The sequence below is a fragment of the Kitasatospora sp. NPDC058492 genome, from assembly GCF_042720685.1.
In the GTDB taxonomy this organism is placed as follows: domain Bacteria; phylum Actinomycetota; class Actinomycetes; order Streptomycetales; family Streptomycetaceae; genus Kitasatospora.
The window spans coordinates 41,024-66,520 of sequence record NZ_JBHXMU010000010.1 but is presented as its reverse complement, the minus strand read 5'-3'; the positions used below and the strand labels follow the sequence as shown (position 1 = coordinate 66,520).

The window sequence follows — 25,497 nt, the reverse complement described above, 5'->3', positions numbered from 1 at the left end:
GCGGGGTCTGCGGCGCCGCGTGCACCGAGCGCGGCCCCTCGTTGATCACCAGCGGCGTGCTGGCCTGCAACGGGTGCCCGCTGCCGCCGCCCTTCGCGGCCGCGATCAGCCGCTCCGCCTCGTCCCGCATCGCCGCCGCGCTCTGGAACCGGTGCGCCGGGTCCTTGCGCAGCGCCTGGGCGACGAAGGCGTCCACCGTCGGGGTGACCGACCGGTTGAGGGTGGACGGCGCCGGCGGCTCCTCCTGGACGTGCTTGTAGGCGATCGAGAACGCCGAGTCGCCGTCGAAGACCAGCTGCCCGGTGAGCATCTCGAAGAGCATCACGCCGACCGAGTAGAGGTCGGAGCGGGCGTCCACCGGCTTGCCGAGCGCCTGCTCGGGCGACAGGTACTGCGGGGTGCCGACCACCATGCCGGTCTGCGTCATCGACGTGGCGCCCGGTTCCAGCGCCCGGGCGATGCCGAAGTCCATGACCTTGACGTTGCCCTTGCGGTCGAACATGACGTTGCCGGGCTTGATGTCGCGGTGCACCAGGGACATGTCGTGCGAGGCCTCCAGCGCGTTCAGCACGCCGACGATGACCCGTAGGGCCTCCTCGGTCGGCATCGCGCCGCACTGGGCGACCGCCTCGTTGATCGCCTCGCGCAGGCCCTTGCCGTCCACCAGCTGCATGACGATGTACGGGGTGCTGGAGCCGTCCGGCGCGACGTCCTCGCCGCTGTCGTACACCGTGACGATGTTCGGGTGCTCCAGCCGGGCCACCGCCTGCGCCTCACGGCGGAACCGCTCCTTGAACGAGGCGTCCCGGCCCAGCTCGTTGTGCATGCTCTTCAGCGCGACCTGCCGGTCCAGCACGCTGTCGTACGCGAGGTGCACCGAGGCCATGCCGCCCTCGCCCAGCAGCCGCTGCAGCACATAGCGGCCGTTGCCCAGGGAGGAGCCTCCGACCGCCGCGTTGCCGTGCTCGCTCATGGTCCTCTGCTCCCCCTCGGCGCGGCCGTGGCGCCGCGACCGTGACGTTCGGTCTCGTCCGTGCGTGGTGGGCCGGGCCCGCGGGCCTGGCGGACCCCTGCCGCGGCGGTACGACCGGCCTGCGACAGGGGTCAGGGTATCGGCTGACGCCGACGGTGATCGGTCCAGGGCCGGTCCTGCCCCCGGACCGCCGGCGCCGCCGGACGGCGCCCCGGCCCGGGGCGGACCGTCGTGGTACGTCCGGTGTCGGCGGCCCGTTACAGGTACGGGCCGGAACGGATGCCGCGGCCCTGGCCCGGCTCGTCCTCGTCCAGCTCGCCGCCGTTCAGACCGGGCGGCAGCGCCCGCCGCATCTGCTCCAGCTGGGCCCGCGCCGCCATCTGCTGGGCGAACAGTGCGGTCTGGATCCCGTGGAACAGGCCCTCCAGCCAGCCGACCAGCTGGGCCTGGGCGATCCGCAGCTCCGCCTCGGTCGGAATGATGTCCTCGTTGAAGGGCAGCGACAGCCGCTCCAGCTCGGCGACCAGCTCGGGGGCCAGGCCGAGCTCCAGCTCCTTGATCGAGCTGGCGTGGATGTCCTTCAGCCGGGCCCGGCTGGCCTCGTCGAGGGGCGCCGCCCGGACCTCCTCCAGCAGTTGCTTGATCATGCTGCCGATGCGCATGACCTTCGCGGGCTGCTCGACCATCTCGGTCACCGGGAGCTCACGCGGCAGGTCGCCCTCGTCCTCGTCCCCCGCCGAGCCGGCGAACCCCTGGCCCACGGGCAGCCCGTCCGGTCCGACGATCAGCACCTTCTGGCCGTCCTGCGACTGCCCGCCCGCGGCCTGGAATGGCTGCTGAAACGAGCGCTCGTTCATCGGATTCGTCATGAACAACATTCTCTCTCACTGGGGTTGGTCGGGCGGAAGCCCCCGTACAACCGCCGTCCTGAGCCACCGCTGACGACGGTACGCCCCCGGGCGCCGCCCCGGAATCCGTACGGATACTCAGCTCCCGGCACGCCCCGGCCCCCTGGGGCGTGCACACACCCCTCACGGAACCTCCCCCCGCCGCACCCGCCCCGCGACTCAGCCCCGGCGCAGCCGCAACCCGATCAACCCCAGGCCGCAGCCGATCAACCCCAGCCCCGCGCCCAGCGGGAACTGGACGGTCGAGGCGTCCCGCCAGCGAGCGGGCAGGACGGCGGGGACGGCGGCGGCGATGGCCTGGGCGGTCGCGGCGGCGGCGTCCGATGCGGCGGCGGCGTCCGCCGTGTCCGGGGCGCCCTGGTCGGTCTCGGGCTGGTCCCCCGCACCGGCCTGCCCGATACTCCGGTCGGGAACCTGGTCGGGGTTCTGCTCGGGAACCTGCGCAGGGTTCTGCCCGGGGATCTGCGCAGGAGCCTGCCCGGGGATCTGCTCGGGAGCCCGGTCCGGCGCCCGCTCCGGGGCGGTGTCGGCGCGCTCGGGCGCCCACACCGCCCAGCGCCGGTACACCCGGGCGTCGCCCCGGCCGGGGCGCGGGTGCTGCGGCGGCCCGACCGCCGGAACGGCCTCGGGCTCCGGCCCACCCACGGCGGCGGGCTCAGCGGTGAACGGGGGCGGCGACGACGACGCCGGCCCGACGGCGGCGGCCGCCGAAGCGGCGGCCAGCGGGAGCGTGAGCCCGAGCACGGCCGCCGCGATCAGTCGCTGGGTCCGGCCCGGGCCGGTACGGCGGGTACGACGGTGGTGCGGCGCGGCGGGCAGCGGCCCGAGGAGGTGCGTTGGTGCGGCCACGGTCGGAGGTCCTTCCGACGGCCGACCGCGCGCGGCGGGGTCGGCGGCGGGACAGCTCCGAACCAGCCTCACACAATCCGACGATCAGGGCATTTCGGATGTTCCGCCTCGGGCCGCCGCCCCGCGGACCCGGATCAGGCCCGCAGCACGACCTTGCCGACCTGCTCCCCCGCCTCCAGCGCCCGGTGCCCGTCGCCGGCGTCGGTCAGCGGCAGCACCCGGTCGATCACCGGCTTCACCACCCCGGACTCCACCAGCGGCCACACGTGCTCGCGCACCGCCGCCACGATCGCCGCCTTCTCCGCCAGCGGGCGCCCGCGCAGATTGGTGGCGATCACCGCGGCACGCTTGCGCAGCAGCGCGTTGAGGTCGAGCTCGCCCTTCACGCCGCCCTGCAGCCCGATGATCACCAGCCGCCCGTTGACGGCCAGCGCGTCCACGTTCCGCTGCAGGTACTTGGCGCCCATGATGTCCAGGATCACGTCCACCCCGGCCCCGCCGGTGGCCTCCTTGACCGCCTCGACGAAGTCCTGCTCGCGGTAGTCGATCGCGATGTCGGCACCGAGTTCGACGCACCGGGCCAGCTTCCCGGCGCTGCCCGCAGTCACCGCGACCCGCGCGCCGACCGCCTTGGCCAGCTGGATCGCCATGGTCCCGATGCCGCTCGCGCCGCCGTGCAGCAGCACCGTCTCGCCGGGCCGCAGGTGGGCGGTGAGGAACACGTTGGACCACACCGTGCAGGCGACCTCGGGCAGCGCGGCGGCCTCCTCGAAGCCCAGGCCCTTGGGCAGCGGCAGCAGCTGTCCGGTCGGCACCGCGACGAGCTGCGCGTACCCGCCGCCGGACAGCAGCGCGCACACCTCGTCGCCGACCGCCCAGCCGGACACGCCCGGGCCGAGGGCGGCGATCCGCCCGGCGCACTCCAGCCCGGGGTAGGGCGAGGCGCCGGGCGGCGGGTTGTAGTGGCCCTGCCGCTGGAGCAGGTCGGCGCGGTTGACGGCGGTGGCCGCCACCTCGACCAGGACCTCGCCCTCGCCGGGCACCGGGTCGGGCACCTCCGCCCACACGAGGGCCTCGGGACCGCCGGGTACGGGAATCGTCATCGCATGCATGCCCCGAACCTACTGCGCGTCACGGCGAGGAGGGGGCAAGGCCCGCGTCAGCCGGTCGACTTGATCACGATCACCCGGTCGGTGAGCTGGAGCACGGCGGCCTCGGGCTCGGTGTAGTTGAGCACCCGCCGGCCGCGGACCACCGCGACCACCAGGTCCTCGCACGCGCGCGGGCTGTGCCCGGCCTCGGCCCGGGTGACGGGGCGCTCGACCACGTCCAGGCCGTTGCCGTAGGTGAGCAGGTCCTCCATCACCGCGCCGGCGTGCGGGCTGAGCATCGACAGGCCGAGCAGCCGCCCGGCCGAACTGGAGCTGGTGACGACGACGTCGGCGCCGCTCTGCCGCAGCAGCGGGGCGTTCTCGTCCTCCCGGACGGCCGCGACCACGGTGGCGCCCTTGTTCAGCTGGCGCGCCGTCAGCGTGACCAGGACGGCGGTGTCGTCCCGTTCCGGCGCGATCACCACCCGGGCGGCGGTGGGCACCTCGGCCCGCAGCAGCGTGTCGGTGCGGGTGGCGTCGCCGACCACGCCGACCAGCCCGTGCCGGGCGGCCTGGTCGATCACCTTGCGCTGCGGGTCGACGACGACGATCTCGTCCTTCTTCACGCCCTGCCCGAGCAGGGTGTCGACGGCGCTGCGGCCCTTGGTGCCGTACCCGATGACGACGGTGTGCTCGCGCACGGTGGACCTCCAGCGGTTCAACCGCCACTGCTGGCGGGTTCGTTCGGTGAGCACCTCCAGCGTGGTCCCGACCAGGATGATCAGGAACACCACGCGCAGCGGGGTGATCACGAAGATGTTGGTGAGCCGGGCGGCGTCGCTGTACGGGGTGATGTCGCCGTACCCGGTGGTGGACAGCGTCACGGTCGCGTAGTACGCCGCGTCCAGGAAGCTGACCCCGCCGCCCGCGTTGTCGTTGTAGCCGGCCCGGTCGACGTAGACGATCAGCGTCGTGGCGACCAGGACGGCGAGCGCCACCAGCAGCCGGGAGCCGACCTGCCGGACGGCCGGCGCGCTCCGCCGGGCAGGCAGCACGATCCCGGCGTCCGACCACGGCTCGGTCCCCGGGGCGGGCGCACCCCGCAGCCTGCTCATGCGGTCGCCTCCCGGCTGTCGTGGGACGCGCACGCCCCGGTGGGCCCGTTCACGGTGCCTCCAGCAGTTCGACGGGTGCGCCGGCCGCCGCACCGCCGGGCGGGACCACGGCCAGCGCCTCGGCCCGGGCGAGGCCGCGCAGCATCGCGGGCCCGTCGAAGGCGAGTGGGACGACGCCGTCGGCGGTGTGCCGGACGGGCAGCAGCCGGGTGTCCACCGGGTGCCCGGGCAGGCCGACGGCGGTGGGTGCGAGGACCGGGGTGACGGCGGACCGCCCGCTGCGGGCGTGCAGCAGCGGCAGGGCGAGGGTGACCGTCCCGGCGACGGCGGCCAGCGGGTTGCCGGGCAGCCCCACCAGGTGCCGCCCGCCCGGAAGCCCGGCTGGACCCCCGCCCGGAAGTCCGCCCCCGGCGGGGCCGGCCGACGGGGATGCGGCCGACGGGAGTTCGGCCAGCAGCATCGGGTGTCCGGGGCGAACGGCCACGCCGTCCACCAGCAGTCGGGCGCCGGCCTCGGCGAGGGCCCGGTGCAGGAAGTCGACCGGGCCGGCCGCCGTTCCGCCGGTGGTGACCACGATGTCGGCGGTGGAGTGCCGCAGCGCGTCCCGGAGCAGCCCGAAGTCGTCCCGGACGGCCCGCACTTCGGCCACCTCGGCACCGGCCGCCCGCAGCCAGGGCGGCAGCAGCGGCCCGAGCGCGTCCCGGACCAGGCCCGGACCGGGGACGCCCGAGGCGAGCAACTCATCGCCGAGGACGAGCAGTTCGACCACCGGGCGACGACGCACGGCGAGCCGGTCGTGACCGCAGGCGGCGGCCAGGCCGAGCACGGCCGGGCCGACCGGGACGCCACCGGGCAGCAACGCCTCGCCGCGGCGGCACTCCTGGCCACGCGGGCGGACGTCCTGACCGGTGGTCAGCGGGTGGCGGCCGCAGTCGTGCAGCAACGTGCCGTCCGTGCGGCCGTGCTCACGGCGCAGGACGGCGGTGGCGCCCGGCGGCAGTTGGGCGCCGGTGGCGATCTCGACGGCGGCGCCGTCGGCCAGCGGCGCGGGTGCCGCCCGGCCGGCCAGCACCCGCCCGGCGACCCGCCAGGGGCCCGGCCCGGCGACCGCCCAGCCGTCCATCGCGGAGGTGTCGAAGGCGGGCAGGTCGGTCAGCGCGGTGAGCGGCTCGGCGAGGGTGCGGCCGAGCGCCTCGGCGAGCGGCAGCCCGACCGCCGGCAGCGGGCGCAGCCCGGCCCGGCGGGCGGCCTCGCGGGCCTGCGCCCAGCTCAGCACGCCGGGACCGGTCGACGGGGCGGCCACGGTGGTCTGCCCGACGGCGCTCACGGCTCGCCCGGCCCGGCGGCGGCGCTCCAGCGCTCGGCGAGCGCGGCGGTCCGCCGGGCGGCCTCGGCCACGGCCTCCGGCCCGCCGCCCTGCTGGGCGGCCGCGTAGCCGATCAGAAAGGCGGTCAGCGGCGCGGCCGGGCGGGCCACCCCGTGCGCGACCACCCGGGTGAGGTCGAGCAGTCCCCGGACGTCGACGTCCAGGTCGATGCCCAGGTCGGCCCTGACCTCGGCGATCCAGTCTTCCAGCGTGCGCTCCATGCGCCCATGCTGCCTGATCGGCGGTTTCCCCGGAGTGTCCGCCCCGTGTGCGGCGCGCGTCGTTTCCCGCACGGACGCCCGCGCGGGCCGTGCACACGGACCCCTGGGGCGCCCCTACGACCGGTCGCGCTCCCGGGCCTGTTCGAGGTCCTCCCAGGTGTCGCAGTCGTAGGCGACGTTGTCGGTGTCGGCCACCAACTGCCGGGCGAGACCGCCGGTGAGGCGGCGCAGCGGGAGGCCGGCCGGATCGCCGAGGGCGGCCAGCGCGGTGCGCAGCGGGGCGGTGCGGTAGGCGGCGGCGAGCGGCTGATCGCGCCCGCCGGCGTCGACCAGGACGGCGGCGTCGACGGCCGGGCCGGCCTCGGCGAGGGCGGTGACCAGCCGGTCGACGGTCCGCCGGTCCAGGAACGGCAGGTCGGCGGCGAGCAGCAGCACGGTCGGCGCGGTGACCAGGTCGAGTCCGGCGGCGACGGCGGCGACCGGCCCGCCGCCCGGCGGCTGCTCCCTGGTCCAGCGGACGCCGGTGCGCGCGGTCGGCCGGCCGGGGCCGACCACGACGGTGGTGCGGGCGCCCGCACAGGCGGCGAGCACCCGGTCGAGCAGGGTGGTCTCGCCCACGGTCAGCCCGGGTTTGTCGGCCCCGCCGAGGCGACGGGCGGCCCCGCCGGCCGGGACGATCACGTCGTAGGGCGTCATGCGGCCAGTATCCGCCCTACTCGGCTTCGCCCTTCCCGGGCTCCGTGCGCTCCTCGGTGATCTCGTCCTCGACGATCTCCGCCTCGATGATGTCGTCCTCGACGATCTCCGCCTCGACGATCTCGCCCCCTCGCGCCGCCCGGGCGGTGTTGGCGGCGGCGCCCAGTTCCAGGATGGCCGGCAGCGTCAGCTCCCCGTACCGCTCGTTCATCGCGGTGACCAGTGCCTCCGGGTCGTCCGGGTGCACGGCCAGCAGCCGGTCGAAGTCCTGGAGGTACTCGCCGGTGAAGGCGAGCACCCGGGCGGCGTCGTCGCCCTGGTCGGGGGCGCGGTGGCCGGCGATGACCCGGTCCACGCCGAGGTCGGCGATCCGGCCGAGGTTGTGGCCCCAGGTGGTGCGCTGGGCCGGGGTGGTGTCGGCGGTCCAGACGTGGGTGCCGTTGTAGGCGAAGTCCCCGGCGATCACCGTCCGGATGCTCGGCACGTGGACGACCGTCGAGTCGCCGCAGTCGCCCTGGCCGAGCAGCAGCACGGGGATGACCTGGCGGTCGAGCATGAGGGGCTGCGGCAGCAGCGGGGCGGGGATCAGCGGGTGGTCCGGGATGTCGTCGCCGTAGACCGGCTTCCACTGGGCGACCTTGGCGGCGGCGGTGCGCCGGATGCCGTCGACCACGGCGGGCGCGGCCAGCAGCCGGGCGTCGGGGAAGAGCTTCAGCACCTCCTCGGCGCCGAAGTAGTGGTCGGGGTGGTGGTGGGTGACGACGATGGCGAGCAGTCGGCGGCCCTTGCCGGCGACCCATTCGGCGAGTTCGCGGCCGGCGCTGCGGGTGAGCTGGGCGTCGACCAGGATCGCGGTCCGCTCGCCGAGGATCAGGGTGGAGGTGGCGAAGAAGGCCGATTCGGGGCCGGTGAAGACGGCGACCTCCAGCGGGCGGGCGGGCCGCTCGTGGTCCGGGGCGGCGGCCTCGGCGGCCGTGCGCTCCGCGCCGGCGCCCTCCTCGGGCGGGGACGACGTCACTGGCTGCTCCCTCTGGTCGGCGGTCGGACTTCCTGCGCCCTACAGCATGGGAGTACCGGTGTCGGATTGCGCGGAAGGCGCGCCCGGCGGGGCGCGCCTTCCGGCTCAGGTCACATCGCGGTTCGGACGGCCGGCGCCTTGGCGTCGTGGGCGGCCTGCCCCAGGGCACGAAAACGCCCGGGGCCCGTCCGTCGTGACAACGGACGGGCCCCGGGCGGTTACGTCGTGGAGGTTACGTCGTGGAGCTCAGCGCTTGACCGCGCCGCGCAGGCGGGCCAGCCGGTCGGAGACGCCCCAGGCGGTCACCCGCCACAGCGCCTCGACGACGATGCTGCGGCTCATCTTGGACGCGCCCAGCTCGCGCTCGACGAAGGTGATCGGCACCTCGGCCACCTTGAACCCGGCCTTCACCGTGCGCCAGGCCAGGTCGACCTGGAAGCAGTACCCGGCCGAGGCCACCTCGTCCATGCCCAGGCCCAGCAGGGTCTCCTTGCGGAACGCCCGGTAGCCGCCGGTGACGTCCCGGATCGGCACGCCCAGCGCCAGCCGCGAGTAGGTCGAGCCGCCGCGGGAGAGCAGCAGGCGCGACTTCGGCCAGTTCACCACCCGGCCGCCCGGCACCCAGCGCGAGCCCAGCACCAGGTCGGCGCCGCGCAGCGCGCCCAGCAGCCGGTCCAGTTCCTCGGGCTGGTGCGAGCCGTCCGCGTCCATCTCGACCAGGACGTCGTAGCCGTGGTCGATGCCCCAGCGGAAGCCCGCGAGGTAGGCGGCGCCCAGGCCCTCCTTGCCCTTGCGGTGCATGACGTGCACGTTCGGGTCCTCGGCGGACAGCTTGTCGGCCAGTTCGCCGGTGCCGTCGGGGCTGTTGTCGTCGGCGACCAGCACGTGGGCCTCGGGGACCGCCGCCCGCACCCGGCCGACGATCCGCTCGACGTTCTCCGCCTCGTTGTAGGTCGGAATGATCACCAGGACCCTGCCGAGATCAGCAAAACTCTGCTGGTTCACGGTCACGTACAAACCTCTCGGCCGATGGCGGGGAGTGTCAGAACACCATCGCCCGCACTCTGGAACGCGGCTCCGCCGGCAGCCCGCCGACGGAGTGACCACGGTGGAAACTGCTGTGCAGGGCGGAGACTACTGCGTCCTGGCATCCTACTACCGCGCCCGGGAACCACCGGTCCGGCCAGGGCACTCCCCTCCGGTACCCGCCGTTTCCTCGCGGGCGACACCGGTCGGCTAGGGTCGATGACCTTGCCCGTGCCCGGACCCCCGCACCGCCGGGCCCGTTGCCCCGACGATCCGGCACACCCGCCACCCAGCGAAGGAGTAGGACCGCGCGCATGGACAGGCTCATCAACACCGTCCGCCCGTACGCCTGGGGGTCGCTGACCGCCCTGCCCGAACTGCTCGGGCAGGAGCCGACCGGCGAACCGCAGGCCGAGCTGTGGATGGGCGCCCACCCCGGCGACCCGTCCCGGGCCGACCGGGGCGAGGGGCCCCGCCGGTTGGACGAGCTGATCGCGGCCGACCCCGAGGGCGAACTCGGCGCCGCGACCGTCACCCGGTTCGGTCCGGCCCTGCCGTTCCTGTTCAAGATCCTGACCGCGGGCATCCCGCTGTCCATCCAGGCCCACCCCACGATCGCCCAGGCCCGCGCCGGGTTCGCCGCCGAGAACGCCCTCGGCATCCCGCTGGACGCCCCCGAGCGGAGCTACCGCGACGCCAACCACAAGCCCGAGATGGTCTGCGCGCTGGGCGCCTTCGAGGGGCTCTGCGGCTTCCGGCGGCCCGCCGAGGCGGCCGGGCTGATGGCCGGGCTCGCGGTGCCCGGGCTCGGCCCGCTGATCGACCTGCTGGCCGTCGAGGACGAGGCCGAGGCGCTGCGCGGCACGCTGGCCGCCATCCTCACCATGGACGGGAAGGCCGCCGAGGAGACCGTCCGGGAGACGGCCGCGGCCCTGGCCCGCACCGACCCGGCCGGCGACTACGGGCCGTACGCCCGGATCGCCGAGGACTTCCCGGAGGACCGCGGTCTGATCGCCGCCCTGCTGCTCAACCACTTCCGGCTCCGGGCCGGCGAGGCGCTCTACCTGGACGCCGGCGTGCCGCACGCCTACCTGGCGGGTGCCTGCGTCGAGCTCCAGGCCAACTCCGACAACGTGCTGCGGGCCGGCCTCACCCCCAAGCACATCGACCTGCCCGAGCTGCTGAAGGTCCTGGTCTTCGAGGCCGGCGCCCCCGAACTGCTGCACCCCCGCCCGGTCGACGGCACCGCCGGCGAGGAGCTCTACCCCGTCCCGATCGACGAGTTCCGGCTCTCCCGCTTCGTCCTGGACGGCCGGGACCGCGAGATCGACGGCCGCGCCCCGCAGATCCTGCTCTGCACCGAGGGCACCGCCCGGCTCACCGCCGCCGACGGCACCACCCTGGACCTCGCCCGCGGCCGGTCGGCCTTCCTCCCCGCCACCGGCGCCCCCACCCGGCTGTCCGGCACCGCCACGACCCTCTTCCGCGCCACCGTCACCGTCTGACGGCACCCGGGGACCACGCGCCGAGGGCTCGCCTCCCGGGTGGGAGGCGAGCCCTCGGCGTGTCCGTGCGGCGGTCAGCCGACCCGTTGCCCCGGGCCGCCGGCGCCGACTTCGACCGGCACCTGATCCTTCTCCTGATCCTGGCCCCCGCCCTGGCCCTTCTCCCCGGACTGGGCCGGAACAGCCCCGGCGGCCTCGCCGGTCGCGGGCGCCCCGATCGACACGGCGGCCGCCGGCTGCAGGGCGCTGCCCGGCCAGCGGCGCTCGACCGCCTTGGCCACCTTGCGGCCCAGCTTCTGCACGGGCAGCTCCACCAGCCGGTACATCACCCAGCTCGCCAGCATGATCACGACGAGGTACTCGGCCGTCCAGATCAGCTTGCCGCCGGTCGTCGGCGGCACCTTGGGCACGTGCAGCAGCGGCTGGATGGTGTGGACCAGCGGGACGTGCAGCAGGTAGAGCGAGAAGCTGATCCCGCCGAGCCAGGTGAGCGGCTTCGGGAAGCGGCGCTTGCGCAGCGCCATGCCGATGCCGAACGTGATCCAGGCCCCGAGGTAGGAGCCGGCCCAGGCCATCCAGCCGGCCGTCCAGGTGTTCTGCTCCATGCCGTCACGGTTGTACATCCAGGCGACGGCCACCCCCGCGACGACCACGAAGCCGCAGCACAGGATCGCCTGGAGGCGGTCGATCTGGCGGTTCTCGGCCCGGTAGATCGCGGTGCCCGCGAACATCGTCGCGAAGATCATCAGGGTCTCGAACATCGGGGCCCGGCTGTTGTTGTACATCAGCACGAAGCCCAGCAGACCGAGCGTGATCGCCCCGACCCGGGTCAGGTTCGGCCGGCCGCTCAGCACGCAGGCGAAGCCGAACAGCACGATCAGGACGGAGCCCCAGACCAGGTTGCGGGTCGAGGTGATGTCGCTGGTCAGCGTGTGGGAGGCGATGGAGGTGCCGAAGAGCAGCGCCACGCCGGCGAAGCCGACCGCGATCGGGCCGCTGCGGCGGTGCTGGCCGACCGTGAAGAGCGCGGTGACCATGTAGTAGAAGACCATCTCGTAGCTGAGGGTCCACATGACGCCCAGGCCGTTCCAGACGCCCATGAAGTCCTGCAGCATGGTCGAGTTGGCGGCCACGTAGATCAGGTCGTGATCGGTGGCGAAGAGCGCGACCGAGCCGTCGCCCTTCGGGATGATGGCCAGCGCCACCGTGATACCGATGATCACCGGCGGCCAGAGCCGGAAGATCCGTCCGATCCAGAACGCCCGCACGTCCCCGCGGCGCTCCAGCGAGGCCGGGATGATGTAGCCGCTGACCAGGAAGAACAGCATGACGCCGTAGAGGCCCAGGTCGGCGTGCCACCAGATGAAGGACGCCACCCCGTCCGGCAGCATCTTCAGGACGTCGAAGTGGTGGAGCGCCACCACCAGGGCGGCCACGCCGCGAAGCGCGTCGAGCCAGCCCAGCCGACTGGCCGACCCGCTCGCCCGAGCCTTCGTGCTTCCCCCGGCCCGGCGGGCGGACAGCTGTCGTATCGTTTTCACCGCACGGACAGTAGCTCATCACACTGCTGCGTTGGCCTCGGTGACGATCGGACGAGGCCCCCCGGTGCCCCTCGTCGGTGCCAGGTCCTGTCCTAGTCCCGGGTCATGTCGACGAAGCGCGAGTAGTGGCCCTGGAAGGCCACCGTGATGGTGGCGGTGGGGCCGTTACGGTGCTTGGCGACGATCAGGTCGGCCTCGCCGGCGCGCGGGGACTCCTTCTCGTAGGCGTCCTCGCGGTGGAGCAGGATGACCATGTCGGCGTCCTGCTCGATCGAGCCGGACTCGCGCAGGTCGGAGACCATCGGCCGCTTGTCGGTGCGCTGTTCGGGGCCACGGTTCAGCTGGGAGAGCGCGATGACCGGGACTTCCAGCTCCTTGGCCAGCAGCTTCAGGTTTCGCGACATGTCGGAGACCTCCTGCTGGCGGTTCTCGGCCCGGCGGGAGCCGCCGGACTGCATCAGCTGGAGGTAGTCGATGACGACCAGCTTGATGTCGTTGCGCTGCTTGAGCCGGCGGCACTTGGCCCGGATCTCCATCATCGACAGGTTCGGGGAGTCGTCGATGAACAGCGGCGCCTCGCTGACGTCGGGCATCCGGCGGGCGACGCGGGTCCAGTCGTCGTCCGTCATGTTCCCGGAGCGCATGTGGTGCAGCGCGACCCGGGCCTCGGCGGACAGCAGGCGCATGGCGATCTCGTTGCGGCCCATTTCGAGCGAGAAGATCACGCTCGGCAGCTTGTTCTGGATCGAGCAGGCGCGGGCGAAGTCCAGCGCCAGGGTCGACTTGCCCATCGCGGGGCGGGCCGCGATGACGATCATCTGGCCGGGGTGGAGGCCGTTGGTGAGCGCGTCGAAGTCGGCGAAGCCGGTCGGGACGCCGGACATCTGGCCGTTGCGGGAGCCGATCGCCTCGATCTCGTCGAGGGCGCCCTCCATGATGTCGGCGAGCGGCGCGTAGTCCTCGTTGGTGCGCTGCTCGGTGACGGCGTAGATCTCCGCCTGGGCGGCGTTGACGATCTCGTCGACGTCGCCCTCGGCCGCGTAGCCCATGCCGGCGATCCGGGTGCCGGCCTCGACCAGGCGGCGCAGGACGGCGCGCTCGTGGACGATCTGGGCGTAGTACTCGGCGTTGGCGGCGGTCGGGACGGAGTTGACCAGGGTGTGCAGGTAGGAGGCGCCGCCGACGCGCTGGAGCTCGCCGCGCTTGGTGAGCTCGCCGGCCACGGTGATCGGGTCGGCCGGCTCGCCGCGGGCGTACAGGTCGAGGATCGCGCCGTGGACCATCTCGTGCGCGGGCCGGTAGTAGTCGGCCGGCTTGAGCACCTCGACCACGTCGGCGATGGCGTCCTTGGACAGCAGCATGCCGCCGAGGACGGACTGCTCGGCGGCGAGGTCCTGCGGGGGGACGCGCTCGAAGCCGTCCGCGCCGCCCTGGCCCTCGTCGTCGCCACGGCGCTGCCAGCCGCCGCCACCGCCACCGCTCTGCGAACCGTCGCGCTGGGAGCCGCTCCGGCCGCCCTTGCCGCCCTTCTGGAAGCCGCCCTCGCGGCCGCCGCCGTCGCGGTTGCCGTCCCGGCCGCCGCCCTGGCCGGAGCGGCTGCGGGAGACCGGGAGCCGGTCGCCGGGCCCGTCGGGGAAGGACGCGTCGTCGAAGGCGCCGGCGGGGAAGGGGTCCTCGGCGGGCTGCCAGTCCTCCTCCGGCGGCGGGGCGTCGTGGTCGTCGTACTGGGGGCCGGTCACGCGTGTTCCCCGATCAGCGAGTGGTGCGAGTTGGAGCGGGTCTTGCCGGTGGCTGGGTGGAGCGGAGCCGCTCCTCTTTGTACGCCACGGCACCGACAAATCGGACGCCGGGGCGGGCGGGAGTGTCGGGCGGAGGGCCCACGCTAAGGCGCCGGGAGCCGTTCAGCCAAGGCGGTTATCCACAGGGGGTGTGGACGAGCGGCCCTGGGCTGTGGAGAAGTGCCGCAAAGCTGTGGACGCCCCTGTGGAAGGCCCTGTGGATAACCAGACCATCTGTCCACCGTCAACCTGTTGACCAGGTATTACCTCTTTCCGGGCCTGTGCATGAGAAATTCTTCACACACAGCCGGACCCCCGCGGGCGCGAAGCGGGTCGAACGCCTCGCTCAAGAATTCGAGTAATAGACAACTGCCACTAGCAGTCATTACCTGTGGATGAGTAGCCTGGAGCCCATGACCGCCCCTCCCGCAGCCCCGACCCCCTCCAGACGCCGGCACGACCGGGAGATCCTCGCACTGGCCGTCCCGGCCTTCGGCGCGCTGGTCGCCGAACCGCTCTTCCTGATGGCCGACTCGGCGATCGTCGGCCACCTCGGCACCCCGCAGCTGGCCGGAGTCGGCGTCGCCGCCGCCGCGCTGTCCACCGCGACCGGCGTGTTCGTCTTCCTCGCCTACGCCACCACCGCGGCGGTGGCCCGCCGGATCGGTGCCGGGGACCGCCGCGGCGCCGTCCAGCAGGGCGTCGACGGCATCTGGCTCGCCCTCGGCCTGGCCGTCCCGGTGGTGCTGCTCACCGTGCTGCTGGCCCCCTGGGCGGCCGACGTCCTGGGGGCCTCGGAGACCGCCGCCCCCTACGCCGTGACGTACCTGCGGATCAGCGCCCTGGGCATCCCCGCGATGCTCATGGTGATGGCCGCCACCGGCGTGCTGCGCGGCCTCCAGGACACCCGCACGCCGCTGCTGGTGGCGATCGCGGGCTTCACCGCCAACATCGGCCTGAACGCCGGCCTGGTGTACGGCGCCGGGCTCGGGGTGGCCGGCTCGGCCTGGGGCACCGTGCTCGCGCAGACCGGGATGGCCGCCGTCTACCTGGTCGTGGTGGTGCGAGGGGCGCGGCGCGAGCACGCCTCGCTGCGGCCGGACACGGCCGGCATCCGGGCCAGTGCGAGGGCGGGCGGTCCGCTGCTGGTCCGGACGGTCAGCCTGCGCGCGGTGCTGATGATCGCCACCGCGGTGGCCGCCCGGCTGGGCGACGACCAGGTGGCCGCGCACCAGATCACCATGACGCTGTTCAGCTTCCTGGCCTTCGCCCTGGACGCCATCGCGATCGCCGGCCAGGCGATCATCGGCCGCTACCTGGGCGCCGAGGACGCCCCGGGCGCCAGGGCCGCCACCCGCCGGATGGTCGAGTGGGGCATCGGCTCGGGCGTGCTGCTGGGTCTGCTGGTGGTGGCCGCCCGCCCGCTGTACGTCCCGCTGTTCACGCCCGATCCGGCGGTGCAGGGGCAGTTGGACACCGCCCTGCTGCTGCTCGCCCTCAGCCAGCCGGTCGCCGGCCTGGTCTTCGTGCTGGACGGGGTGCTGATGGGCGCCGGGGACGGCCCCTACCTGGCCTGGGCGGCGATCGCGACCCTGGCGGTGTTCACCCCGGCGGCGATCGCGGTGCCGGCCACCGGCACCGGGCTGGCCGGGCTGTGGTGGGCGATGAACCTGTTCATGCTGGTCCGCGCCGCCTTCCTGGTCGGGCGGGCGCGCGGCGGCCGCTGGCTGGTCACCGGGGCCGTCCGGAGCTGACGCGCCGGGGCCGAGGGCTCCGGCACGGAATGCGCCGGCACCGAATGCGCAGGGGCCGAACGCTCCGGAACACGACCGAGGGCCGGACTCCCGGAGGAGTCCGGCCCTCAGGCCACTGCTACGGAACTCAGGCAGCGACGACGGCGACGTCGAGGTTGGCCTGGACGTCGGCGTGCAGCTTGACCGAGACCTTGTGGGTGCCCACGGTCTTGATCGGCGAGGCGATCGCGACGGCGCGCTTGTCCACGGCCGGGCCGCCGGCGGCCTTGATGGCCTCCACGACGTCGGCCTGGGTCACCGAACCGAACAGACGGCCGGCGTCACCCGAGCGAACGGCCAGCTTGACCTGGACGCCCTCGAGCTTGCCCTTGACCTCGTTGGCGGCCTCAAGGGTCTGGATCTCGTGGATCTTGCGGGCGCGACGGATCGCGTCGACGTCCTTCTGGCCGCCCTTGGTCCAGCGGATGGCGTAGCCACGCGGAACCAGGTAGTTGCGGGCGTAGCCGTCCTTGACCTCGACGACCTCGCCGGCGGAGCCGAGACCCGGCACCTCGTGCGTGAGGATGATCTTCATTACTTGGTCACCCTCTCTTAGCGCGCGGTGCTGGTGTAGGGCAGCAGCGCCATCTCACGGCTGTTCTTCACGGCCGTGGCGACGTCACGCTGGTGCTGGGTGCAGTTGCCGGTGACCCGGCGGGCACGGATCTTGCCACGGTCGGAGATGAACTTCCGCAGCAGGTTCGTGTCCTTGTAGTCAACGTAGTTGACCTTGTCCTTGCAGAAGACGCAAACCTTCTTCTTCGGCTTGCGAGCAGGCGGCTTCGCCATTGTGTGCTCCATTTGGGGTTCACGGCCCGGCCTGCGTCCTCAGGACGCCGGCGGCCGGGCCGCACGAAATCTGTCAGCTCTTAGAACGGAGGCTCTTCCGAGAAGCCGCCACCGGACGGGGCGCCCCAGCTGCCGCCGCCCTGCTGGCCGCCGGACGGAGTGCTGGACGCCCACGGGTCGTCGGAGGGGCCGGACTGGCCGCCGCCGCCGGAGTTTCCACCCCAGCTGCCGCCGCCGCCCTGCTGGCCGCCACCGCCGCCCCAACCGCCCTGCTGGCCACCGCCGCCGCCCTGCTGGCCGCCGAAGCCGCCACCAGAGCCGCCGGGGCCACCGGACCGGTTGGCCCGGGTGACCTTCGCGGTCGCCGAGCGCAGGCTCGGGCCGACCTCGTCGACCTCGACCTCGAAGACCGTCCGCTTCTCGCCTTCCTTGGTCTCGTAAGACCGCTGGCGCAGTCGGCCCTGCACGATGACGCGCATGCCGCGCTGCAGCGACTCGGCCACGTTCTCCGCCGGCTGCCGCCAGACGTTGCACGTGAGGAAGAGGCTCTCGCCGTCCTTCCACTCGTTCGTCTGACGGTCGAAGGTGCGGGGGGTGGACGCGATACGGAACTTCGCGACCGCCGCACCCGACGGGGTGAAGCGCAGCTCGGGGTCGTCGACGAGATTGCCGACGAGGGTGATGACGGTCTCGCCTGCCATGGTGGTGATGACCTCTCGGGAAGATGTCCGTTCACCGCTGTTTCACGTGAAACAGCGGACGCGAGCTACCCGAGACCCGAAGGCCTCAGAGGTGGCTCAGTGGGTGTCCGGGCGCAGGACCTTGGTCCGCAGAACCGACTCGCTCAGGCCCATCTGGCGGTCGAGCTCCTTGACGACCTCAGGCGTGGCCTTCAGGTCGATGACCGAGTAGATGCCCTCGGACTGCTTGTTGATCTCGTAAGCCAGACGGCGACGACCCCAGGTGTCGACCTTCTCCACCTTGCCGCCGGCGTTCCGGACGACGGTGAGGAAGTTCTCGATCAGGGGGGAGACAGCGCGCTCCTCGACCGAGGGGTCGAGGATGACCATCACCTCGTAGTGACGCATGGGTAACCCACCTCCTTTGGACTCAACGGCCACGGTCTCTCCGTGGCAGGAGGGTTGTGCAGCGTCGGCACCGGAGCAGTGACGACACCGGCCACCGTAGCGGCCGGGTCCGACAATCGGGCCCCGCTCACCCGACGGGGTGGTCGCCCGGAAGAGGGCGCAAGGGGGCACAACTACACCAGTGCAGACGGCACAGCCTACCCGCACCCGGACGGCCGAACAAAACGCATAGGGGTTGTGAGACGGGCCCAACCGCCGCAATCTGGACGGAACGGGATTCCTGCCCGTTCGTCTCCACGCCAGGAGGTGGGACTCATGGCCCAGTCCGTCCACCGCATGCCCGCGCTCACACTGAACACCGACGGCCACCCGCACCCCCGCGAGAACGCCCTGGTGGGCCTCACCGCCGTGCTGGGCGTGATCGCCTTCACCACCTCGTTCTTCCACAACCTGCACCTGGTGACCTCGTGGACCGGCCTGTTCGGGATCATCACGGGGCTGCTCGGCATGTTCGTCTCGGTCACCACGGCCGAGCGCTTCGTGCTGATGATCACGCTCGGCGCCTCCGCCATCGGCTTCTACCTCGGCATCGCCCGGGGCGGCCTCTGGGGCTGAACCGCCCCGGTCGCACCGTTCCGGAACCCTCGGCGCCCCCGTGGCGTATCTGCAAGGAGACAGGTACGCGACGGGGGCGCCGTCGCGCCCGCAGCGGCGGGCGCCCGGGCCCCGGACGATAGGGTCAGCCCGAGAACCTGGGCCCACCGCAGCCCGACCGACGAGGAGCACCGAGCAATGAGCCTGCGCCTGAGGACGATCACCCGCGAGGAGCACCTCGCCTTCATCAGGAGCCGCGCCTCGGCCAGCCACATGCAGGTGCCGTCGTGGGGCGACGTGAAGGCCGAGTGGCGCTCGGAGTCGATCGGCTGGTTCGACGAGGCCAACCAGCTCGTCGGCGCCGGCCTGGTGCTCTACCGGCAGCTGCCCAAGCTCAAGCGCTACCTCGCCTACCTGCCCGAGGGCCCGGTCATCGACTGGTTCGACCGGGACCTCGACCGCTGGCTCTCCCCGATGCTCGCCCACCTCAAGTCGCAGGGCGCGTTCTCGGTCAAGATGGGCCCGCCGATCGTCATCCGCCGCTGGAACGCCCCCACCATCAAGGAGGCCATCGCCGGCAAGCAGGCCAAGCGCCTGCGCGACGTCGAGGCCGACTGGTACGAGGCGCGCGCCTTCGAGGTGGCCGACCGGCTGCGCAAGGCCGGCTGGCTGCAGGGCGAGGACGGCGGCGCCGGCTTCGGCGACGTCCAGCCGCGCTACGTGTTCCAGGTGCCGCTGGCCAACCGCTCGCTGGACGACATCCACAAGAACTTCAACCAGCTCTGGCGCCGCAACATCAAGAAGGCCGAGAAGAGCGGCGTCGAGGTGTACCAGGGCGGCTACGACGAGCTGCCGATCTTCCACCAGCTCTACCTGGTGACCGCCGAGCGCGACAAGTTCACCCCGCGCCCGCTGTCCTACTTCCAGCGGATGTGGAAGGCCCTCACCGCCGAGGACCAGAACCGGATGCGGCTCTACATCGCCTACCACGACGGCGAGCCGCTGGCCGCGACCACGATGCTGGTGGTCGGCGAGCACGTCTGGTACTCCTACGGCGCCTCGGCCAACCACAAGCGCGAGGTCAAGCCGTCCAACGCGATCCAGTGGCGGATGATGCGCGACTCCTACGCGCTCGGCGGCGGCGTGTACGACCTGCGCGGCATCAGCGACACCCTGGACGAGAACGACCACCTGTTCGGCCTGATCCAGTTCAAGGTCGGCACCGGCGGCCAGGCCGCCGAGTACCTCGGCGAGTGGGACTTCCCGCTCAACAAGCTGCTGCACAAGGCCCTCGACCTCTACATGTCCCGCCGCTGAGGAGGCTGACCCGATGACGCTGTCGCTCTACCTCGACACCGAACGCTGGCGCACCCACCAGCGCTCCGTCCTCGCCGAGTTCCCCGGCCTGGTGCCGGTCGCCAAGGGGAACGGCTACGGCCTGGGCAACCACCGGCTGGCCGAGGAGGCGACGCTGCTGGGCACCGGTGTGCTGGCCGTCGGCACCGCGTACGAGGCGGCCGACGCCGCCGAGTGGTACGGCGGCGAGCTGCTGGTGCTCACCCCGTACCGGGTCGGCGAGGAGGCGCTGCCGCTGCCGCACGCCCGGGTGATCCGGACGGTGGCGAACCTGGACGCGCTGCGGGCGCTGCGCGGCGCCCGGGTGGTGGTGGAGTGCATGACCTCCATGCGCCGCCACGGGGTGAGCGCCGCCGACCTCACGGCCGTCGCCGCCGAGCTGGACGGCGTCGCCTTCGAGGGCCTGGCGCTGCACCTGCCGATGGACCGGCCGGACGGCTCCAGCCCGACCGAGGAGGTCGTCCACTGGGTGGACACCGCCCGGGCGGCCGGGGTGCCGGTGCACACCGTGTACGTCAGCCACCTCGGCGCGGCCGGCATGGAGCAGCTGGCCCAGCGCTACCCGGACATCGTCTTCCGGGCCCGGATCGGCACCCGGCTCTGGCTGGGCGACCACGGCGCGCTGGAGGTCCGGGCCACGGTGCTGGACGTCACCCCGGTGAAGAAGGGCGACCGCTACGGCTACCGCCAGCACCCGGCGCCGGCCGACGGCCACATCGTGGTGGTGGCCGGCGGCACCGCGCACGGCATCGGCCTGGAGGCGCCCAAGTACGTGCAGACCATGGCCTCCCGGGCCAAGGGCATCGCCCGGGCCGGCCTGGCGACCGTCAACAAGACCAAGTCGCCGTTCCACTGGGCCGGCAAGCAGCTCTGGTTCGCCGAGCCGCCGCACATGCAGGTCTCGCTGCTGTTCCTGGACGGCGAGACCAAGCCCCCCGCGATCGGCGAGGAGCTCGGCCTCCAGGTCCGGCACACCACCACGCACTTCGACCGCGTGGTGGACCGCTAGGCCCTGTCCGGCCCTAGAACGACTGAAGCGCCTACGCCTTCTCGGCCGGCTCCGGCAGTTCCGGCTCGTCCAGCCACTGCTCGGAGCCGGCCGGCGCGTATCCGGCGTAGCTCTCCTCCTCGCGCAGCGTCCGGGCGGTGCCGAGCACGAACACGTCCGGGGCCCGGTCGAGCACCCCGCCGGACGGGTCGTCGCTGCCGTCCCAGCGCACCGGGTCGCGGTCCGGCTGCAGGGCGTCGCGGACCACCATGACCACCAGGTAGAGCGTGCCCAGCAGGTGCAGCACGACCGCGAAGTGGTACCAGGCCTCGCCGATCCCGTGCTGCTTGGGCCCGGTGACGAAGCCCAGGTGGGACCAGATGCCCAGGGTGTACAGCACCTCGCAGGCCTGCCAGATCAGGAAGTCCCGCCAGCGCGGCCGGGCCAGCACCGCGAGCGGCAGCAGCCAGAGCGCGTACTGCGGCGAGTACACCTTGTTGACCAGCACGAACAGGGCGACCACCAGGAAGGCCAGCTGCGCGAAGCGCGGGCGGCGGGGCGCCGTGAAGCCGAGCCACGCTATGGCCAGGCAGCCGAGGACCATCAGCACGCCGATGTAGAGGTCGAGGTCGGCCAGCCCCGTACCCCGGCTCTGCATCAGGATCAGCCAGAACGAGCCGTAGTCCTCGGCGCGGTGCTTGCTGAACACGTAGAAGGTCGACCAGCCCTGCCAGTTGGCCGCCATGATCGGCAGGTTGACCAGCAGCCAGGAGCCGACCGCGCCGGCCAGCATCACCCGGAACTCACGCCACTTCCCGGCCCGCCAGCAGAGCACCAGCAGCGGGCCGAGCAACAGCACCGGGTAGAGCTTGGCCGCGGTGGCCAGGCCGATGAAGACACCCGCCCAGCCGGGCCGGGAGCCGGACCACCAGGCCATCGCCACGGCGGCCAGCGCGACCGCGAGGAGGTCCCAGTTGACCGTGCCGTTCAGCAGCAGGACGGGCGCGAGCGCGAACAGCAGGGCGTCCCAGGGGCGGCGGCGGTGGGTGCGCGAGAGCGCCACCACGGCGACCACCGCGCAGGCCATCAGCAGCCCCGCGTTGATCGCCCAGAACCACCGCTCCTGGTCCTGCGAGGTGCCGGCGCCGGGCGTCAGCCAGGCCGCGACCTGCATGAACAGGCCGGTCAGCACCGGGTATTCGAGGTACTGCAGATCCCCCGAGGTGCCCGGGATGCGGTCCACGTACGGGTGCAGCCCGGCCGAGAAGCCGCGGCCGGAGAACAGGTGCGGGATGTCGCTGTAGCAGGCGTGGATGTACTGCGGCGAACCCGGCTGGAACCAGGCCTGGTTGTAGCAGGGCGCCTTCTGCACCATGCCGAGCACCGAGACCACGATCACCGCCAGCGCCAGGAAGCGCGCCGGGATCCACCAGGAGACGCCCAGCAGCGCCCGGCGGCCCGGCGGGCCGCCGATCACCTCGCTGCCGGCCGCCGCCACCGGGTCCTCGTCGGCCGGGACGACCACGGTGTTGACCGGCGGCGCGGCCGTGGCGACGGCCGGCCCGACCGGCCCTGCGGCGTCGCCGGGCCCGGCCGGCCCTGCGGATTCGTCACGATCGCTCGACGTCATGCCGGACATCCTGCCGCACCGGCCCCACCGGGACGAGGAGGACCCCGCAACGGGCCCGGCCTCCGTCGCCCGGCGGCACGGCGAATCATGACGAAACGGCGGTGGCGGCCCTCCGGAGAGGGCCGCCACCGCCGTTCGGTTCATCCGCTCAGCGGGTGGTGGTCAGGGCAACAGCCCGTTCTGCCCACCGCCACCGCCGGTCGAGGACGGTGTCGGCGGCTTGCCGCTCGGCTTGCTGCTCGTCGCCGGGGGGTCCGTCGGCGGCGCCGTGGGCGGGGGCGTGGTGCAGCCGAGGAGGCCGCAGCTGCTCGTCGGACCGGGGTTGGTCCTGGTGTGCGACGGCGTCTGGCTCGGCTGCGTGCCCGGGCAGTCCACGCCCGGGACACAGCCCGGGCCCTGGGTGGACACGGGCGGCTGCGGCTGGTTGTTGTTGGTCGGCGGCGGCTGGTTGTTGGCCGGCTGGGTCGCGGGCGGGGCCGACGGGGTCTCGCTCGTCGTCGGCGTGGGCGTCATGCTCGGCGAGACCGGGGCGCCGGAGGAGTCCACCTGGGTGCCGACCGGCTGCGGGGTCGGGAAGTCCATCTTCTTCTCGTTGGCCAGCGCGGCCTTCATGTACCGGGTGAAGACGTCGGTCGGGATGTCACCACCGTGGATGGACTCCTTGCCGCCGGTGCCGTTGAGCGACAGCCGCTCGTGCTTGCTCGGGTCCTCGCGCCACATCGCGACGCTGGTCACCAGCTGCGGGGTGTAGCCGACCCACCAGGCCGACTTGTTCTGGTCGGTGGTGCCGGTCTTGCCGGCCACCGGGCGGCCCAGCTCCTTGGCCTTGAAACCGGTACCGTTCTTCACCACGTTCACCAGCACGTCGGTGACGTTGTCCGCGACGGCCGGCTCCAGGGCGACCTTGGCGTCCTTCTTGCCGAAGCCCGGGCGCTCGGTGCCGTTCACCTCGACCTTGGTGACCGAGTAGGGCTCGGCCTCCTTGCCGCTGGCCGCCAGGGTGCCGTAGGCGGTGGCCATCCGGATCGGGCTGATGGTGGAGGTGCCGAGGGCGAAGGTCGGGGTCTTCGGGTCGGCGAAGCTCTCCTTCCGGACGCCCATCTGCTCGGCGATGTTGGCCACGTTCTGGCCGCCGACGTCCTGGTTGAGCTGGACGAAGGGCACGTTGAACGAGTTCTGCATGGCCGACCGCAGCGAGACGTAGCCGCGCTTGCCGGAGTCCTCGTTCTTCTGCCGGTAGGGCTTGCCGTCGTCGCCGATCACCAGCGAGCCGTCCGGCTTGCGGATCTCGGACATGTCGTCGGACAGGTAGCGGCTGTCGGCGTTGATCCGCTTCGGCTTGCCCTTGTCGTCGGTGGCCGTCTGGACGCCGATCTGCATGGCGGTCGCCAGCACGAAGGGCTTGAAGGTCGAGCCGACCTGGACGCCGATGGCGTCGGCGTTGTTGTCGAAGTGGCCGTTCTCCACGCCGTCGCCGCCGTAGAGGGCGACGATCGCGCCGTCGCCGGGGCGGATGCTGGCGGAGCCGAACTGGATGAAGGTGTCGTTGTTGGGGCGCTTCTGGGCGTTGAGGTTCTCGCCCTTGACGTCGTCGACGGCCTTCTTCAGGGCGTCGACCTTGTCCTTCTCGAAGGTGGTGTAGACCTTCAGGCCGCCCTTGTCGATCATCTGCTGGGTGATCGTCTTGTCGGTGGCCATCAGGTACTTGTTGGCGGTGTCGACCAGGTAGCTGACCTCACCGTTCATGTTGGAGCTGGGCTTCTGCGGGATCGGGTCGGGGAAGGTGGTGCACTTCGCCCGCTCCTCCGGGGTGATGGCCTTGGTCTTCACCATGTTCTCGAGGATCCAGGCCCACCGCCCCTGGGCCCGCTCCTTGTTGGCCGGGTTGCTGGGGTCGTAGTACGACGCGCCCTTCAACAGGCCGGCCAGCATGGCGCTCTGACAGAGGTCGAGGTCCTTGGCGTCGACCCCGTAGTAAGCCTGTGCGGCGGCCTGGGCGCCGTTCGAACCGCGACCGAACCAGCTGGTGTTCAGGTACCCCTTGAGGATGTCCGGTTTCTGCATCTTCTGATTGATCTTCAGCGTGATGAAGAACTCCTTCAGCTTGCGGCTGAGGGTCTGCTCCTGACTGAGGTACGCGTTCTTCACGTACTGCTGGGTGATCGTCGAGGCGCCCTGGGTCTCGCCGCCCTTGGCCATGTTGTAGACGGCGCGGAGCATGCCCTTGGGGTCGATGCCGCTGTCCTCGCGGAAGGTCTGGTTCTCCGCCGCGATCACGGCGTTCTGCAGGTTGGGGCTGATGTCGGAGAGCTCGACGATCTGACGGTTGGTCTCGCCCTTGCGGGTCATCTCCGAGCCGTCGGCCCAGTAGTAGATCGTGTTCTGGTCCTTCATCAGATCTTTGAGCTTCGGGATCTCGGTGGTCTGGTAGAGGTAGAAGACCCCGCCCACGCAGGTGGCGAAGACGATCAGGAAGGCGCTCAGCCACTGCCGCCAGGACGGCAGCCAGCGCCGGACGCCGGTCTTGCCGAAGCGCGGGTAGTCGATGAACCGCTTCTTGCCGGGGCCTGCGGCGGCGGCCACCGAGGCGGAGGCCGCGGCGGCACCGCGCCGGCCGCCCTTGCCGCCCTTCTGGGCGGCCTTGCGCATCTCGGCGCGGCCCATCCGGGGCTGCTGAGCGGTCTCCCGTTCGCCCGGGGGGCGCCGGCGGCCGGCGCCGTCCGAGCTCACCTCGTCCCGGCCTGGTCCGCCCTGACGGCCACCACCACCCGGGGGCTGCTGCCCGTCACCGCCCGGGCTGGGCGTCCTTCGCCGTCGTTCACTCATGTTGCAGCCACTCCTCGCCAGGCGGTTCCAGCCTGAAGGCAGGGTTCACGTCCGATGCCCGCCAACCGCCCTAACCCCGGAGGTGGTCCTCGTGCACACGCGACAGCGTACGCAGCCGGGAATCCCAACTAATCGGGCATCAGTCCCCAATGACCGCAAAACGGCAGCAGATCATTACACGCCCGTTGCCAACCACTCCTGCGCGTCGGCTTGTGATCACCTTCACGCGCGCCCCCCTTGCCCGTTCCGAGGGCCCGGTTTACTGTTCTCGATATATCGAGCCGATACATCGACGCGGCATACCGCCCGATGCAGCGGCCGGACAACGGCCGAGAGGCAAGGAGGA

21 protein-coding genes and 2 pseudogenes are annotated in these 25,497 nt (G+C 72.4%); 5 read left to right on the top strand and 18 right to left on the bottom strand.

The genetic code is table 11. The features are described 5' to 3' along the window. From ACFWPI_RS09590 to ACFWPI_RS09545, 10 genes and pseudogenes are all read right to left on the bottom strand, one after another. On the bottom strand, positions 1-973 hold a 973-nt coding region (locus ACFWPI_RS09590), incomplete at its 3' end, for a protein kinase (RefSeq protein WP_380369760.1). 257 nt (positions 974-1,230) lie between these two features. Next, positions 1,231-1,842 carry a bacterial proteasome activator family protein gene (locus tag ACFWPI_RS09585; RefSeq protein ID WP_380369757.1) on the bottom strand — a complete coding sequence of 204 codons (612 nt, stop codon included), beginning with the start codon at positions 1,840-1,842 and terminating at the stop codon, positions 1,231-1,233. 198 nt (positions 1,843-2,040) lie between these two features. Continuing rightward, positions 2,041-2,730, bottom strand: coding sequence for a hypothetical protein (locus ACFWPI_RS09580; RefSeq protein WP_380369754.1), 690 nt, complete (start codon positions 2,728-2,730; stop codon positions 2,041-2,043). A gap of 134 nt (positions 2,731-2,864) precedes the next feature. Then, positions 2,865-3,842: an NAD(P)H-quinone oxidoreductase gene (locus tag ACFWPI_RS09575; protein ID WP_380369751.1), complete on the bottom strand. Its 978-nt coding sequence runs from the start codon at positions 3,840-3,842 to the stop codon at positions 2,865-2,867. Positions 3,843-3,889: 47 nt separating this feature from the next. Further along, entirely contained in the window at positions 3,890-4,936 is a 1,047-nt protein-coding gene (locus ACFWPI_RS09570) for a potassium channel family protein (RefSeq protein WP_380369749.1), read from the bottom strand. Positions 4,937-4,985: 49 nt separating this feature from the next. After that, positions 4,986-6,263, bottom strand: coding sequence for a molybdopterin molybdotransferase MoeA (locus tag ACFWPI_RS09565; RefSeq protein ID WP_380369746.1), 1,278 nt, complete (start codon positions 6,261-6,263; stop codon positions 4,986-4,988). After that, positions 6,260-6,541 (bottom strand): annotated as a pseudogene (locus tag ACFWPI_RS09560) (DUF6457 domain-containing protein); the annotation flags it as partial. The gene ACFWPI_RS09565 and the pseudogene ACFWPI_RS09560, both read right to left, overlap by 4 nt. 108 nt (positions 6,542-6,649) lie before the next feature. Beyond that, positions 6,650-7,219, bottom strand: a pseudogene (locus tag ACFWPI_RS09555) (molybdenum cofactor guanylyltransferase); the annotation flags it as partial. Between the two features lie 16 nt (positions 7,220-7,235). Beyond that, complete coding sequence (locus tag ACFWPI_RS09550) at positions 7,236-8,237, bottom strand: MBL fold metallo-hydrolase (RefSeq protein ID WP_380369743.1); 1,002 nt, start codon at positions 8,235-8,237, stop codon at positions 7,236-7,238. 246 nt (positions 8,238-8,483) lie between these two features. Next, on the bottom strand, positions 8,484-9,248 hold the full coding sequence (locus tag ACFWPI_RS09545) for a polyprenol monophosphomannose synthase (RefSeq protein WP_380369740.1): 765 nt from the start codon (positions 9,246-9,248) through the stop codon (positions 8,484-8,486). Between the two features lie 329 nt (positions 9,249-9,577). Between ACFWPI_RS09545 and manA the strand changes: the two genes are divergently transcribed. Further along, positions 9,578-10,768 (top strand): mannose-6-phosphate isomerase, class I, encoded by a 1,191-nt coding sequence (gene manA / locus ACFWPI_RS09540; protein WP_380369738.1) that lies wholly within the window; start codon positions 9,578-9,580, stop codon positions 10,766-10,768. A gap of 74 nt (positions 10,769-10,842) precedes the next feature. On the opposite strand, the gene ACFWPI_RS09535 is transcribed toward manA, so the two are convergent. Then, on the bottom strand, positions 10,843-12,309 hold the full coding sequence (locus ACFWPI_RS09535) for an acyltransferase (protein ID WP_079135734.1): 1,467 nt from the start codon (positions 12,307-12,309) through the stop codon (positions 10,843-10,845). A gap of 92 nt (positions 12,310-12,401) precedes the next feature. Beyond that, positions 12,402-14,048, bottom strand: a complete 1,647-nt coding sequence (gene dnaB, locus ACFWPI_RS09530; RefSeq protein WP_380369734.1) for a replicative DNA helicase — start codon at positions 14,046-14,048, stop codon at positions 12,402-12,404. Between the two features lie 452 nt (positions 14,049-14,500). Here dnaB and ACFWPI_RS09525 point away from each other — a divergent pair, with 452 nt between their 5' ends. Then, complete coding sequence (locus ACFWPI_RS09525) at positions 14,501-15,841, top strand: MATE family efflux transporter (protein ID WP_380369731.1); 1,341 nt, start codon at positions 14,501-14,503, stop codon at positions 15,839-15,841. 127 nt (positions 15,842-15,968) lie between these two features. Here ACFWPI_RS09525 and rplI read toward each other — a convergent pair whose 3' ends face one another. The 4 genes from rplI to rpsF form a co-directional block, all read right to left on the bottom strand. Continuing rightward, a complete protein-coding gene (gene rplI / locus ACFWPI_RS09520) occupies positions 15,969-16,415 on the bottom strand; it encodes a 50S ribosomal protein L9 (RefSeq protein ID WP_063348488.1) in 447 nt (148 codons plus the stop codon). Between the two features lie 17 nt (positions 16,416-16,432). Continuing rightward, complete coding sequence (gene rpsR / locus ACFWPI_RS09515; RefSeq protein WP_030304537.1) at positions 16,433-16,669, bottom strand: 30S ribosomal protein S18; 237 nt, start codon at positions 16,667-16,669, stop codon at positions 16,433-16,435. 80 nt (positions 16,670-16,749) lie between these two features. Further along, positions 16,750-17,370: a single-stranded DNA-binding protein gene (locus ACFWPI_RS09510; protein ID WP_063348487.1), complete on the bottom strand. Its 621-nt coding sequence runs from the start codon at positions 17,368-17,370 to the stop codon at positions 16,750-16,752. Between the two features lie 96 nt (positions 17,371-17,466). Continuing rightward, positions 17,467-17,757, bottom strand: a complete 291-nt coding sequence (rpsF, locus tag ACFWPI_RS09505) for a 30S ribosomal protein S6 (RefSeq protein ID WP_063348486.1) — start codon at positions 17,755-17,757, stop codon at positions 17,467-17,469. A gap of 315 nt (positions 17,758-18,072) precedes the next feature. Here rpsF and ACFWPI_RS09500 point away from each other — a divergent pair, with 315 nt between their 5' ends. The 3 genes from ACFWPI_RS09500 to ACFWPI_RS09490 all read left to right on the top strand — a co-directional run bounded on the left by ACFWPI_RS09500 (position 18,073) and on the right by ACFWPI_RS09490 (position 20,716). After that, a complete protein-coding gene (locus ACFWPI_RS09500) occupies positions 18,073-18,372 on the top strand; it encodes a hypothetical protein (protein WP_380369727.1) in 300 nt (99 codons plus the stop codon). Between the two features lie 177 nt (positions 18,373-18,549). After that, positions 18,550-19,668 carry a peptidoglycan bridge formation glycyltransferase FemA/FemB family protein gene (locus ACFWPI_RS09495; protein WP_063348484.1) on the top strand — a complete coding sequence of 373 codons (1,119 nt, stop codon included), beginning with the start codon at positions 18,550-18,552 and terminating at the stop codon, positions 19,666-19,668. 13 nt (positions 19,669-19,681) lie between these two features. Continuing rightward, a complete protein-coding gene (locus ACFWPI_RS09490; RefSeq protein WP_063348483.1) occupies positions 19,682-20,716 on the top strand; it encodes an alanine racemase in 1,035 nt (344 codons plus the stop codon). A 31-nt stretch (positions 20,717-20,747) separates the two neighbouring features. On the opposite strand, the gene ACFWPI_RS09485 is transcribed toward ACFWPI_RS09490, so the two are convergent. Both ACFWPI_RS09485 and ACFWPI_RS09480 read right to left on the bottom strand, forming a co-directional pair. After that, the gene (locus tag ACFWPI_RS09485) at positions 20,748-22,325 is read right to left on the bottom strand and encodes a glycosyltransferase family 87 protein (protein ID WP_380369723.1); all 1,578 of its coding nucleotides are present in this window, start codon (positions 22,323-22,325) and stop codon (positions 20,748-20,750) included. 162 nt (positions 22,326-22,487) lie between these two features. Beyond that, positions 22,488-25,151: a transglycosylase domain-containing protein gene (locus ACFWPI_RS09480; protein ID WP_380379722.1), complete on the bottom strand. Its 2,664-nt coding sequence runs from the start codon at positions 25,149-25,151 to the stop codon at positions 22,488-22,490. Between the last annotated feature and the right edge of the window lie 346 nt (positions 25,152-25,497).